9 protein-coding genes are annotated in these 14164 nt (G+C 36.1%); 6 read left to right on the forward strand and 3 right to left on the reverse strand.

Annotated features, from left to right (window positions below):
- Positions 1 to 86: 86 nt before the first annotated feature.
- On the forward strand, positions 87 to 2246 hold the full coding sequence (locus tag T368_RS0101315; protein ID WP_027338243.1) for a carbon starvation CstA family protein: 2160 nt from the start codon (positions 87 to 89) through the stop codon (positions 2244 to 2246).
- Positions 2247 to 2799: 553 nt separating this feature from the next.
- Here the strand turns inward: T368_RS0101315 and T368_RS17020 are convergent.
- Entirely contained in the window at positions 2800 to 4863 is a 2064-nt protein-coding gene (locus T368_RS17020; protein WP_004088793.1) for a methyl-accepting chemotaxis protein, read from the reverse strand.
- Positions 4864 to 4999: 136 nt separating this feature from the next.
- On the opposite strand from T368_RS17020, the gene era reads away from it, so the two are divergent.
- From era to flhB, 4 genes are all read left to right on the forward strand, one after another.
- Positions 5000 to 5917, forward strand: coding sequence for a GTPase Era (era, locus tag T368_RS0101330; RefSeq protein ID WP_004088796.1), 918 nt, complete (start codon positions 5000 to 5002; stop codon positions 5915 to 5917).
- 78 nt (positions 5918 to 5995) lie between these two features.
- A complete protein-coding gene (locus T368_RS0101335; RefSeq protein ID WP_004088798.1) occupies positions 5996 to 6652 on the forward strand; it encodes a tetratricopeptide repeat protein in 657 nt (218 codons plus the stop codon).
- A 274-nt stretch (positions 6653 to 6926) separates the two neighbouring features.
- Positions 6927 to 7772: a hypothetical protein gene (locus T368_RS0101340; RefSeq protein ID WP_004088800.1), complete on the forward strand. Its 846-nt coding sequence runs from the start codon at positions 6927 to 6929 to the stop codon at positions 7770 to 7772.
- 68 nt (positions 7773 to 7840) lie between these two features.
- Positions 7841 to 8959: a flagellar biosynthesis protein FlhB gene (flhB, locus tag T368_RS0101345; protein WP_004088806.1), complete on the forward strand. Its 1119-nt coding sequence runs from the start codon at positions 7841 to 7843 to the stop codon at positions 8957 to 8959.
- Between the two features lie 521 nt (positions 8960 to 9480).
- On the opposite strand, the gene T368_RS0101350 is transcribed toward flhB, so the two are convergent.
- A complete protein-coding gene (locus tag T368_RS0101350; protein ID WP_004088808.1) occupies positions 9481 to 10188 on the reverse strand; it encodes an outer membrane beta-barrel protein in 708 nt (235 codons plus the stop codon).
- A gap of 517 nt (positions 10189 to 10705) precedes the next feature.
- On the opposite strand from T368_RS0101350, the gene T368_RS0101360 reads away from it, so the two are divergent.
- On the forward strand, positions 10706 to 12394 hold the full coding sequence (locus T368_RS0101360) for a 2-isopropylmalate synthase (RefSeq protein ID WP_004088810.1): 1689 nt from the start codon (positions 10706 to 10708) through the stop codon (positions 12392 to 12394).
- A gap of 343 nt (positions 12395 to 12737) precedes the next feature.
- Here the strand turns inward: T368_RS0101360 and T368_RS0101365 are convergent, their stop codons facing one another.
- On the reverse strand, positions 12738 to 14030 hold the full coding sequence (locus T368_RS0101365; protein WP_004088812.1) for a M16 family metallopeptidase: 1293 nt from the start codon (positions 14028 to 14030) through the stop codon (positions 12738 to 12740).
- Positions 14031 to 14164 lie beyond the last annotated feature (134 nt).

Here is a 14164-nt window from a genome sequence, read left to right on the forward strand (position 1 = left end):
TAACTCGTGTGCTTGGCAACTTGATTTACAGAATGTCAAAATGAATTCGCTAAGGCAGGATATTTTACATTAAACATTAAAGGGTAATGATGAATGGTATGAGTAAGATTCTATGGATAGCCATAGCAGTCATTGGAGCATGCTGCTTTGGTGTGTTAGCATTGCATAATGGCGAAAAGATTTCCGCACTCTATCTTGTTGTCGCTGCGATTTGTATCTATTCTATCGCATATCGCTTTTATAGTGCTTTTATAGCAAATAAAGTGTTAGGACTTGATAGTAAAAGGGCTACACCCGCAGTTTTAAATAATGATGGGCAAAACTTTGTGCCAACGCATAAAGTCGTGTTATTTGGACATCATTTTGCCGCTATTGCTGGGGCTGGACCGCTTGTAGGACCTATCCTTGCGGCACAAATGGGCTATTTACCATCTATGATATGGATTTTAGTAGGTGGCTGTTTGGCTGGAGCGGTGCATGATTTTGTCGTGCTATTTATCTCATCTCGCCGCAATGGTAGATCACTAGGTGAAATGATAAAAGAAGAGATGGGTAGCACCATTGGTAGCTTTGCTATGCTTGCTATTTTTGGAATCATGCTTATTATTATCGCCATTCTTGCGATGGTTGTAGTAAAAGCCTTAGCAGATTCTCCATGGGGGACATTTACCATTGCTATGACTATACCTATTGCTATGTTTATGGGTATATATATGAGATTTTTACGACCGGGCTGTGTTGGTGAAGCTAGTATTATTGGCTTTGTGTTGCTTATGTTTGCACTTTATTATGGACAAGTTGTCGCACAAGATCCAGTTTTATCAAGCTATTTTCATTTTAAAGAAACAACACTTGCCTTAATCATTATGGGATATGGCTTTGTTGCGGCAGTTTTACCTGTATGGCTACTGCTTGCACCAAGAGATTATTTAAGTACATTTTTAAAGATTGGGGTTATCGTAATTATGGCGGTAGCTATCCTTATTGTTGCCCCTGATTTGCAAATGCCAAAATTCACACAATACACTGATGGCACTGGTCATGTGTTTGCTGGTAAGCTTTTCCCATTCTTATTTATTACTATTGCATGTGGTGCTATAAGTGGATTCCATGCTTTAATCAGCTCTGGGACTACGCCAAAAATGCTTGAGAATGAAACACATGCTAGAATGGTTGGCTATGGCTCTATGCTTATGGAATCTGCTGTTGCGATTATGGCTCTAATTGCTGCGTGTATCTTGCAGCCGGGCTTATATTTTGCTATCAATTCCCCTGCTATTGCTATTGGCACAGATGCAGTAAGTGTAGCACGGACTATATCTAGCTGGGGCTTTGTAGTGAATCCACAAGACATTACAGAGCTTGCAAAAAATATCGGTGAAAATACTATATTAAGCCGCACAGGCGGTGCGCCAACCTTTGCAATAGGACTTGCTACTATCATTTCTCAAGTGCCACTTTTTTCAGCGGCTTCCATGTCGTTTTGGTATCACTTTGCCATTTTGTTTGAAGCACTCTTTATTCTTACCGCTGTTGATGCTGGGACACGCACATGTCGCTTTATGGTGCAGGATATTTTAGGTAATGTATATAAGCCTTTAGGGAATCTAGAATCTATTCCTGCTGGTTTGATTGCTACTGGACTTTGTGTAGCTGGCTGGGGATATTTCCTTTATCAAGGGGCAATTGATCCAAAAGGTGGCATTTATACGCTGTGGCCGCTCTTTGGTGTAAGTAATCAAATGTTAGCTGCTATGGCATTACTACTTGTAATGGCAATCCTTTTCAAAATGGGAAGAGGCAGATATGCTTGGGTTGTAGCTATGCCTGTAACATTTGTGCTTATTGCTACACTCTATGCTGGAGTGCAAAAAGTGCTTCCTGCAAATGGCGAAAAGATACATGATGCAGTAAGCCATGTAGCCTTTGTGCAGAATACAAATGCAAAGATAGCCGCCCTAGAGCAAACAAATAAAGACTTAAAAGATGGAAAGGCTAATCCTACACTTACAATGGAAGGCAAAAGTCTGCAAGAATTGCGTGAAATGGAAATAGCAAAGAATGAGCAAGATATAGCAGGTATGAAGCAAGGCGTGATTAATAACTCTATTAATGCGATACTTTGTATATTCTTCATGTTTGTAACCTTGCTTGTGCTTATCCAAGCCCTACGGATCGCAAGGCAATCTAGTGGCGGACAGCTTAGCTATCCATTACGAGAAGAACCTTATGTAGCGATGAAGTAGATATTCTTATAACTTAATTGTTGCGGTATTAGAATCTAAGTAGATTCTAATATGCAAGATATGGTTTGTGCTATTTCTTGCATATTTTCATGTGGAAAGGTATATGGTATTTTTGCCATAAAGTTTCCAAAAAATGATAGATCTCATAATGTAGCCATTAATGCAACAAAACATAAAATAAACTCTTGAATTCCACAACCAATATTCATAATTAAATATTTTTGCAAATCCCAATATTGTCCACAACTAAATTAAAGTTTTAAAACACCAAGTCTATACAAATACGACTATATGTGGGCAGCACATAAATAATTTAGTCTAATATTTTTTGCATGATATAAATAAAACTATTTGTCGAAAGATAAAGTGATTGACAAGATTATAGATCTTAAAGGCAGTCTATTAAACAAGTTTTAGAAGTTGGGTGATTTTATTCTGCAATGTTTTTCTTTTTGGCTTATGTTTTACAGCAAACCATTATTGAATCTAAACAGGATTCCATAACACACTAAAGATTCTGTGTTACAGAAATTAGCTTTGCACATAAAATGTCTTAGAATTTCTTCGTATTCACATCTTTTAATATATCGTTTGCGATTTCATTGACATTTACACTGATTGTTTCGGCTTGTTGGGCTATGCTTACATTATTGTGCGTTGTTGCTTCAAGTTGTGAAAGCGTTGTGTTGATTTGTGCGATACCCGAAGTTTGCTCCCTTATAGATTCTACCACGTCATTGATTGACTGCACCAAAATGTTTGTATTTGCTTCAATCTCACCTAAGCTTTTTTGTGTCCTTTCTGCTAGTTTTCGCACCTCATCGGCTACGACTGCAAAGCCCCTGCCATGCTCTCCGGCTCTTGCTGCTTCAATAGCTGCATTCAACGCTAAAAGATTGATTTGGTCTGCGATGTCGCGGATAATTTCTGCTACATTTTTAATGTCTTCACTTTGAGATATGACTTCACCTGTTTTACCGCTTACATTTTGCATAGATGAGGTGATCTCTTCTACTGCGGTGGCGGTTTGCTCAAGGCTTGTTGCCTGCAAATTAGAAGATTCTGTAAGTTTTAATACAGAATCTTCAAGTGTTTTACACTCATTTGTAAGATTTCTTGCAAATCCAGCAGAAGTGGCAAGCATTTCCTTAATCTCTGCTCCAAGCGTATTTGCCGCTTTTTCCACAGTGCCGCTTGCATTTGCTATTTCAGTAGTAAAGTCTAAATTAGTATAAGAATCAAAGACTCTCTGAATCTCATTCATATCCTTTCCTATCTTTTCTTCAAGGACGGAAAGCATTTGATTTAGCACATTTTTAAGCTCTTGTAATTGTGGATTATGAGAATCTTCAGTGATTCTAGCAGTAAAATGCCCTCGCTCTATTTCCTTGGCAGTTTGCACAGCTTCTCTTACAAGCAGTGAATCCTTATCCAACCCCAATTGAGTTCGCTTCACATTTTCTGTAAAGACTTTTGCCATGCTACCAATCTCATCATGTGCCTTTACAACAAGCGCTCTTGGCTGTTTGCCCTCGTGATTAATATATTTAAAAAAGTCTTCAAGGTATTCATTTAGACTACGCAATCTATCAACAATTTGAAATTTTGCGAAAAGACTTAGCACAACTAAGAGAATGACTTGCACAACGACTGAAAGGATAATAGTTTGTGTCCGCAATGCGTAATAATCCGCTAAGACATCACTGCGAGGTGTGAGTGTAACAACATGCCAATGCACATCTTTGAATAATGACACATCGACATCAGCATGTGCTGCAAAAGTCTCTTGTCCGCTTGTATCAACCATTGCTACTGTTAGTTCCTCATTCTGCATTACACGCGTTACAAGTGGTGCTAAATGCGGTTGCATTTTAGCTAAATCCTGCAATTTTGCCCCAACAATCTTTGTGTTATTTGCGGCAATGATTGTGCCATCGTGTATAGCAAACACTTTTGCTTCGTTTGGATATACGCTATTTTTTGTAGCTAATAAATCAGAAGAAATTAAACTAATATCAATCATGCCTCCAAGCACACCTACAAGATCCCCCTCATAATTTAACACGGGAAATACAAAGATTGTAGTCCTTACTTCCTTATTATCAACAGAGATTGTCCTTAGTGTGCTGAATTTACTTGTCTTTGTATTCAATGCCTCTTGTATCGCTGGTAAATCAAGGATAGCCTTATTTGCCTGTAACGCTTTGCCATTGCTATCTGCTATCACCATCATATCTTTACCAACACGAAATTGTGCGGGCAGTGCCGAATAGTCTTTATCTTTTAGGTATAAAAAACCATACATTGTATTTTTATTTTCTTGTGTTAAATCGACAATTTGTTTTACTATCGTTTGATATGAAGAGAGTGGGTTATTTGCAAGATTGTGCGTTAATGTGCTGCCATATATGCTGAATGAATGTAAGTTTGAATTAAGCTCACTTAGAATCTTGCCCGAGTTGTATTTTGCGGAAAGCAACATGCCATTTTGAGCATTCTCAATTTCTCTGTGTTTCATTTGAATCAAAACTGCATAACATAAAGCAGTTATCGTGATGATTGTGGTCGTTGCGATAACATATCGCAATTTTGAGCTAAGAGACATACCTTTACGCATATTTTTAGAACTCCTTTACCATTTGTTAAAAAAGGTTAATATTATACAAAAATTATGTGTTGTTTTTAACTTTATTGTTATTTTTATATGCGTATGACTTAAATGTGTAATGTTTTGAAAAGGGAGTTATGTAGAAATGAAAGAAAAAATTATGACAAGTGGCTTTATCAGTGTTATCGGTCGCACAAATGCTGGTAAATCAACACTACTCAATAATCTTGTAAAAAGCCCCATCGCCCTAGTATCAAAAAAGATAAATGCTACTCGCAAACGAATGGATATTATTGTGCCTTTTGAGGATAGCGATTATAACTCACAATTAATCTTTATTGATACCCCCGGCTTACACGAAAGTAAAAAGCTACTGAATGAATACATGCTACAAGAAGCAAAAAAGGCAGTTGGAGATTCTGATTTAAGTGTGTTTGTTGCTGTTGCTAGTCCCAAAAAAAGCGAGATTTTACATTATAAAAACTTTTTAGACCAACATGATAAAAAGCATATTGTTTTACTCAATAAAATAGATACTTTAAATAAAAATGAACTCTTAGAATGTCTAGAATCTTACAAGCAATATCAAAACAAAAATCTAGGCATTATCCCTATAAAAGCAAGGGATCTTGACTCTCAAACAATACATTCAATCCTATCGCTACTAGCAAAAAATTTGCCTATTCACCCACATTTTTATGATAATGACATGATAAGCACAACTATCATGCGTGATATTTACAAGGAAGCGATAAGAGAAGCCGTATTTGAGAGATTTAGCGATGAGATTCCCTATGAAAGTGATGTAAAGATTCTAAAAATTACCCAAAAGCCTACAATCTTATGCATAAAAGCACAAATTATTGTCGCAAAAGATTCTCAAAAAGCAATGATTATAGGTAAAAATGGCGAAACTATTAAGTCACTAGGCAGTATTGCAAGAAAAAAATGCGAATACCTTGCCGAACAAAAAATATTTTTAGAACTCATTGTAAAAACCATAAAAGGCTGGAATACAAGCAAAGACACGCTTAAACAAATAGGTTATGATTTTATGGAATAGAATCTAGACTTATAGAGTCGTGTTTGCATAAATTTATGCTACACTTAAGGCAAAGTTTCTAAAGGTAAAGGGGTTAGAATGCGTATAGTAGCGTTTTTATGTATAATGTTTTCATGTTTTATTATGGGTTGTGCTAAAAAAGAAGTAATAAAAGCACCACCACCTGAAGCAAAAGATATAAAGAGAATAGAATCCTACAATAAGCTTGATAATCTAAAAGAGGGTGTATGGCGTGTAGATGAGTGGAAAGAAACAGCAAAAAAGATATGCCAAGATTCAAAAGAGAGAGACTGCTCTGTCTTAGCTGAAATTTATCATGATAGATTCTATGGTTATGGTTCTAGGGGAGATAGGCAAAAAGCTATACAAATGCTTGTAAAAAGTTGTTCTCTCAATGATAGCAAAAGTTGTCTAAAGCTGTCATCTCTTGCAGATCAGTCAGATTATCCGGTAGGCGAGAGTGAGACATTTTTCAAAAAGGCACACGATCTTGCACTGAAAGGCTGTAATGCAAATTATGCACTAGATTGCCATGTTTTAGCCTTGCTTTATTTTGAGGGGCATGGCGAGTTTGAGAGAGATAGGGCAAAATCAAAGGAATACGCACATAAAGCATGTGATATGAAATATGCTGGCTCTTGTATTTTCATCGGCATTAACGGCGATACACATGGGGAAGTGCTTGACGCACACAAAAAGGCTTGTGCCTTAGGTATTAAAGCAATGTGTAAGTAGATTTTTGGAATCTTTTTGCAATTTCACCTTGTTGTTGCTTTAGATTTTGTTATATGTTTTTTTTATTGTGTGTATAGTGAAAGATCAGCTTATATAAATTTAAATGGTTGCTTTCGCTGCATACAATGAGCGAAAAGCTGTATGAAGATCTAAGATTTATTCCATATCCCAAACTTTCCTGCTATCAAAAATATAGAATCTATGTTTTAAAGTATGTAAATTTACAAAACAAGCTATAATGTATCTCATGATTAATAGCAAAAAAGGGGAGTAAATGCGATTTAAAGTTATGCTTTTTAGATATATATTTTGCGTGATACTATCTTTTAATATAGCTTTTGCGTATAAATGCTATGAGAGTTATTGCGCTCATTTTGGTATAGGCTCTGGGGTGGCTTATGCGAATTTCAAAGCGGGTGGTATGCCTGATTTTAATAATATTGGTGGCTATCTATCCGCTTTTGCAAACTACTATTCAAAGCGTTTAGCATTTAGCTATGACTTGCAAGTTGGCTTATTTAATGTAGCACAAAGCGGCTATATACAAGGCTTAAATAATACAAATTCACAAGATCGCATGGGTGGCTTTGTGCTTATGGACCTTAATGCAGGGTTTAATCTCGGCTCTTTAGACAAGCCCATTTTACTCACGCTATCTCTGCCTGTAAATATGTATAATCTCGGCTGGAATGTAAAGCAGAGACTATCAAATGAAGCTATTTTTCTAGGCTTTAATCTCTATTCTAACACAAAGCTTACAGAACGCTTCATGCTTTCCTATCAGCTAGGATATAGCTATTGTGTAAGTGGTCGCTATCGCATAGATTCTTATGCGAATATTGCTACACTAAAGGGCGGTCATCGCTTACTTTTTAACCTTAATCTACTCTATAAAAGAGAGAATGCAGAATCTAGCTTTACCAACAAAGACAAAGCAGACTTTTATGCGTCTTTGAAAGGCATTTATTACATGCTAGAGCCATCAAACACGATACATATAAATAATACTCCACTGCATTATAATGCGAGTAATAATCTCATGCTTACTTTAGAGTTTGGTGTGAGTTTTGGCATACCGCCTATGAGTAGCAAGGACTTTACGCGTAAATCGCCCTATTAATAAACTTTGCTATAATTTCGCCTTAGATACTTAAAGATTCACACAAAGCATAACACATAGGATAAAAAATGGCAGAAGAAGAGAAAACCCACGCCCCCTCCCAACGCAAAATACAAAAGGCAAGAGAAGAGGGCAGTGTCGCAAAAAGCCCTGATTTAGTCGGGCTTGTAGGCTTAGTCGTAGGATTAATGCTACTTTTTATCATCTTTCCATTTTGGGTGAAAATCTTTAAAGGATTGTATGTCGAATGCACGAAGCTTTTCTTAGTGGATTTTAATATGCACACAATTTTTGCCATCACGCTTACTATACTAAAAGTCGCCGCATTATGTGCTATGCCCTTTTTCTTTGCTCTCATGGTCGCTGGTATCATCGGCAATGTCGCACAATTTGGCTTTTTATTAAGCTTTAAAATCATAAAACCAAAGGTCGATAAAATAAACCCCATAAAAGGCGCTAAGAATCTCTTCTCACTCAAAAAATTGCTTGATGGATTCATTATTACATTAAAAGTATTTATCGCATTTGCAGTGGGATTTTTCATATTTGTAGGCTTCTTAGATGAAGTGGCAAATATCTCTATGAGTCCGCTAAAAGAGCAGCTAACATGGTTTTATCAAAAGGCTCTCATTCTCATTGGCGCATTGCTATTTTTATTCTTAGTTATGGGGATACTTGACTTTTTAATCAAGCGGTATCAATATATCAAAAGTTTGCGTATGAGTAAGCAGGAACTAAAAGATGAGTTTAAACAACAAGAGGGGAATCAAGAAGTAAAAGCAAAAATCCGTCAAATCATGATGAAAAATGCTATGAATAAAATGATGAGTGCAATCCCTAGTGCCAATGTGGTGGTAACAAACCCCACGCATTACGCAGTGGCTTTGCGTTTTAATAGTGAGACAGAATCTGCCCCAGTTGTCGTGGCAAAGGGGATAGACCATCTTGCAGTAAGGATTAAAGGCATTGCAAGGGAACATGAGATTCTAATCATTGAGAATCCACCTTTAGCAAGGGAGCTTTACAGACTTGTCGATGTGGATAGAATGATCCCCGGAGAAATGTTTGAAGCAGTTGTAGAGCTATTCCAGCAAGTAGCAAAACTAGAAGCAGAAAGAGGCAGAGTTCCAGACTTTATGAAACGCGCGGAGGATAAAAAGCAAAAGGTGATACAACGCAAAGAGTAAAAACATAAGGGCAATAAATTAAAGTTATAAAAACATAAGGCGGGTTATAAGATCTAGTCTAGTCTTTGCTTTTACATTAACCATAGATTCTATGTTTGCGTAGGTGTTTTTACAATACTATTATAGAGATATGGGGCTTATAAATTTAGAATCTAAAATATTTTATATAAAAGGTTAAAAATCATAAAATTACACAAAGACCATTTATATTTAAGCCTAAAAGTAATTTAGATGGCTTATTAATTAAACAAAGTCTTGTATATTTTTAATCCATGCAGTGTTAAAATGTAGAATCTCAATGGTCTTTAAAACTAAAATTGCAAAAATATAAATGAAACACATAGGTATAAAAATAGGTTAAAAGATTTACAAGAAATTAAAAGTAAAAGCATATAAACAACAAGACTGAATATTTATGTAAGCAAGATAGAAAGATTTAAACTCTCTAAACCTGCCCTTTATCTTTCATGTTTTGTTGTTAAACACATAAGAGATTGAATGGATTTACTATACAAAGTAGATTAGAAAATATAGCTATAACCTACTGAAGTTGTAGATAATCTCACGCTATTTGTTTCATAAAGATTTGCGGGAATTTTGCCACTGCTTGTTTCAGTAACACTCATGCCTAAAGTTGGGATTTTAAAGCCAAGCTCAAATCTATGATGATTATTTGCTGTAAGACTTAAACCAGCATTAATAGGTAAGATAAAGCCATTCCCCTTTCTTCTTGTTGTTGTCGTGTTGTTAGTGAAATTACCTGTTTCACCAAACACACCATATCCAAGACCAATACCTACAAATGCACCAAAGCTGACAGAATCTGTTTGTATAAGATTCACAAGCAAGTCGGCATTTAGTGTGATTACATATGCAGAACTAAAAATATTCCTTGTATCACTCATACTGTTTGTAACACTACTTGCACTCATAGGGTTAAAAACAAAAGTATAATCCAAATATCCACGCACACCAAGCATTTGTGCAAAGTGGAAATTATATCCAGCTTTTACCCCAATATTTGCACCAGATAAAATTGTTGTCGAGGTTATTGTTGTTGAATTTTTTTGTTGAAATTTTTCAAAACCAAAAGTATATCCAGTATCAAGCCCTATAAACAACCCGCTGCCATTCCCACTATCACCACCAACTCCATCATCAGCAAAAGCCATCATAGGCATAAGAGATAATGCTGCTACACATGCTATTTTCTTAAAATGTTTGTTCATAAAGAACTCCTTACAATTATTAAAAATTCCCTAAAAATTCAAGTTAGGTTCTTGCAAGTCTAGCGACTTTTCAAAAAAAAAAAAAACGGATTTTTACAAAAAATACGCAAAAATTTGATATTTTTGTATTTTATTGTTACTTTTTGTTAGTTTTTAGTAATTTTTTAATATAAACTTAAGCATATTAACGATAAATTTTTGATTTCTACTTCAAATGTGAAGTTATAAAATTATGAAAAATACTTAAAGATATTGCAACTAATCTTGAAAATATATGAAAATTTAGCTGCTAACTATTTGACTTTTATTTTAAGATATAAAAGTATAAAATCCCATTTCTTTTGACTAAGGATATGTGCTTAATGTATGAGCATAAAACGCCTAGCAAAGATTCCAAAACTTCTCTCTTTTATGATTCTTGTTGATTTTGTAGAAAATTTTTATTATTTTTGTATTTTTTATTGCTACAATCAAAGGGCTTTTTAAGCTTTTGCAGTAATTTTTACAAGGAGTTTTTATGAATCATACAAAATACAAACGCGGCTATTTTATGCCGCCAAATGCGAGTAAAGATTCTAAATCATATTTAGAATGGAGCAAAAAAGAGTATATAGAGTCCGCACCTTTATGGTGTAGCGTGGATTTACGCGATGGGAATCAAGCTCTAATCACCCCTATGAGCTTGGAAGAAAAAATCACGTTTTTTAAACTCCTGCTGCAAATTGGCTTTAAAGATATTGAGGTTGGATTCCCCGCGGCAAGTGAAACCGAATACCGCTTTTTACGCACTTTAATAGAGCAGAATCTAATCCCAAAAGATGTGCGTTTGCAGGTGCTTACCCAAGCAAGAGAGCATATCATCAGGCGGACTTTTGAAGCATTACAAGGCTGTCCTAATGCGGTGGTGCATTTTTATAACTCAACTTCCTACGCACAAAGGGAGCAAGTCTTTAGAAAGTCAAAAGATGAAGTAAAAAAAATCGCTATTGATGGGGCGTTGTGCGTGAAGCAAATCGCACAAGAGACACAGGGCAATTTCTCTTTTGAATACTCGCCAGAAAGTTTTAGCGGCACGGAGATGGACTACGCCCTTGAAGTCAGCAATGCGGTGATTGATATTTTTAAGCCCACACAGGATAAAAAGTTTATTTTGAATCTCCCTGCCACCGTTGAGATGAGCCTGCCCCATATCTACGCGCAACAAGTGGAATTTATGAGTAAGAATCTTTTGCATAGGGAAAATGTGCTTATATCCTTGCACCCGCATAATGACAGGGGCTGTGCGGTAGCGAGTGCGGAGCTTGGAATCTTAGCAGGGGCGGATAGGATTGAAGGCACACTTTTTGGCAATGGCGAACGCACAGGGAATGTGGATATTATCACCCTAGCGTTAAATCTCACCACACACGGCGTAGATTCTAAACTTGATTTTAGCAATCTCCCCAAAATTTGCGATGTGTATGAATCTGTAACAAAAATGCAAGTGTATGAGCGGCAACCCTATGCTGGAAAGCTTGTCTTTGCTGCCTTTTCTGGCTCTCATCAAGACGCTATTGCTAAGGGTATGGCGTATCACAAAGAGAAAAACCTTAGCACTTGGAGTGTGCCTTATCTCCCGCTTGACCCGCAAGATGTGGGGCGAGTGTATGAAAGCGATGTGATACGCATAAACTCACAGAGTGGCAAGGGCGGTATTGCCTACATTTTGCACGAGCATTATGGGGCGAACTTGCCGCCACTTTTTAGAGAGGAGTTTTCCTACTATATTAAGGATATTTCGGATAAAGCACATAAGGAGCTTAGCCCAAGTGAGATATGTGCGATTTTTGAAAAGGATTTTGTGAATGTTGCGGAGTTTTTAGAGATAGGCGAGTTTAGCTTTGATACGCACGAAAATGAATGTGAAGTGCGTATAGAGCTAATAAAACCGCAAAAAAAGAGCATAGATTCTAAAGGGAATGGGCGACTTGATAGCATAGCAAATGCGTTAAGAGAGCATTTAAACCTAAGCTTTGATATACTAGATTATAGCGAACACGCTTTGAAAAATGGCTCAAATGCTAAGGCGATAGCCTATGTGCAGATTGAATCTAATGGCAAAAAATACTTTGGAGCGGGGATTGATAATGATATTATCAAAGCTTCAGTGTATGCGTTAGTCAGTGCGTTAAATCGTGCGTATGCGAAAGTTATAACTAGATTCTAAAAAAGTTTTCTAATATTTTGCATGAAATACTAGAAAATTATTAAATATTCATATTGCAAGGTGTGCCATGACTATAAAGATAAAAAAGAGCCAGCACTTATCCTAATGATTATTATTGCATTAAATTTATGCTTGAAAAAGAAAAGATAAGTAGGTGTAGATTGTTTTTTACAAAAGAGATAAACCTTGTGTATAAGTGTTGATAAAATTACGCACCCCAGTAATGAGATCTTTTATTTTTGCAAAAAGAATATGATGAAGATTTGGTATTTTATATAGTGTAAAAAGAAAATTGAAAACACACAAACAAGCCGAAATCTTAAAAAAACAGAGTAATTTTATCCTATTTTGTAATTACGGCAAAGCTTAGGTTTGCAATCTCTGCATGTGTGCGGATAAATTCATTCAGTGTCTCTAAATCAAGTGAGGCGATTTTCTGTAAAAATTCTTCTCTATAATCTAGGGGCAAACCATTATAATAATTCATAAATTTTGCATTTAGTCTCTGCCCTAGCGTTTCTTCCTGCAATGGTTTATTGCCGAGTATAAACTGCTTTGCAGAATCTAGCTCTTTTTGTGTAACCCCTTTTGCGACAAAATCTTTTAGGATTTGCTGCGTTAGAGCAATCGCTTCATCTTGTTTATCAAGTGCTGTTTGCATATAACCTGCAAAATAAGTGCTAGTTCGCGTAATGTTTGGACGCATGTAAGCAGAGTATGCAAGTCCTCTTTTTACCCTGATTTCTTCCATTAAACGACTGCCAAAGCCAGAGCTACCGAGTATAAATCCAGCGACTTGTGCCTTATAGCCATCATCTTTTATACTTTGGATATTTAGAGGGCTTGCGAAGTAAATATAGGCTTGTTGTGTGTCTTTTTTGGCGGTTTTCATAGCGATAGTTTTAATTTTATATTGCGGTATGCTAACCTTTTTTCCTTGCGGTAAATGTGAGAACACTTTTTGAAGTTTTGCAAGGCTATTTTTTATGTCTAAATCGCCACCAATCACAATCACCATATTTTCAAGTGTGAGCGTTTTATCAAGGTAGTTTCTAATATCGCTTAGACTTACAGAATCTATTTCTTGTGTTGTGTTGCCAAGGGCTGGATAGGCTAAAGGCGTCTTTGCAAAAATACCTTTTTGAAGCAACAAAGTAGCCTGATAGTCAAAATCACTACTTTTACTCATAAGGGCTGCGTGAAGCTTTGTTTGCACATCTTGCAATGTGCTTTTTGTTAAGTTTGGGTCTTTTATAAGATTTTCTAATTGTGTATAGGCAAAGTCTTCATATTCTTTTAAAAAATCAAGCGTAAAAGTCAAAGTCGCCTGACCTACGCCAATGTCTAAATCAAGAGCCTTGCTTTCAAGCAGTTCTGCAAACTTTACATTGCCAAGCGTTTTTGTGCCACGATTTAACACAGCACTTGCTACTCTTGCTAAAGGCTTTTTTGGTGGATTAAACATATTTCCACCACCAATGAAAATCACTTCTACATGCCCAGTCGGTATAACACTTGATTGTTCGCTAATGACTGGAATCTTGATATTATTGATTGTGAGATGAGAAAGTGTATTTGCCTGCATTGTTTGTGCTCCTAGAATAAGAAAAAATAACATTACAATGTTTTTTATCATGCTAAAACCTTGCATATTGAATCTTGTTTGAAAAATGCTAGAGATTATACACAAACTTTGTCAAATCTTAATATTATAAAGACATATATTAAAATGCATGCTAGAGATTCTAAATTCCGAAAGACATCGCAGAG

This window comes from Helicobacter bilis ATCC 51630, from assembly GCF_000686565.1.
Taxonomy (GTDB): Bacteria; Campylobacterota; Campylobacteria; order Campylobacterales; family Helicobacteraceae; genus Helicobacter_A; species Helicobacter_A bilis.

What these genes read in the sequence shown, in the direction of transcription:
- T368_RS0101315 (WP_027338243.1), top strand. Translation starts at nt 87, where the DNA reads ATGATGAATGGTATGAGTAAGATTCTATGGATAGCCATAGCAGTCATT.
- T368_RS17020 (WP_004088793.1), bottom strand. Translation starts at nt 4,863, where the DNA reads ATGCGTAAAGGTATGTCTCTTAGCTCAAAATTGCGATATGTTATCGCA.
- era (WP_004088796.1), top strand. Translation starts at nt 5,000, where the DNA reads ATGAAAGAAAAAATTATGACAAGTGGCTTTATCAGTGTTATCGGTCGC.
- T368_RS0101335 (WP_004088798.1), top strand. Translation starts at nt 5,996, where the DNA reads ATGCGTATAGTAGCGTTTTTATGTATAATGTTTTCATGTTTTATTATG.
- T368_RS0101340 (WP_004088800.1), top strand. Translation starts at nt 6,927, where the DNA reads ATGCGATTTAAAGTTATGCTTTTTAGATATATATTTTGCGTGATACTA.
- flhB (WP_004088806.1), top strand. Translation starts at nt 7,841, where the DNA reads ATGGCAGAAGAAGAGAAAACCCACGCCCCCTCCCAACGCAAAATACAA.
- T368_RS0101350 (WP_004088808.1), bottom strand. Translation starts at nt 10,188, where the DNA reads ATGAACAAACATTTTAAGAAAATAGCATGTGTAGCAGCATTATCTCTT.
- T368_RS0101360 (WP_004088810.1), top strand. Translation starts at nt 10,706, where the DNA reads ATGAATCATACAAAATACAAACGCGGCTATTTTATGCCGCCAAATGCG.
- T368_RS0101365 (WP_004088812.1), bottom strand. Translation starts at nt 14,030, where the DNA reads ATGATAAAAAACATTGTAATGTTATTTTTTCTTATTCTAGGAGCACAA.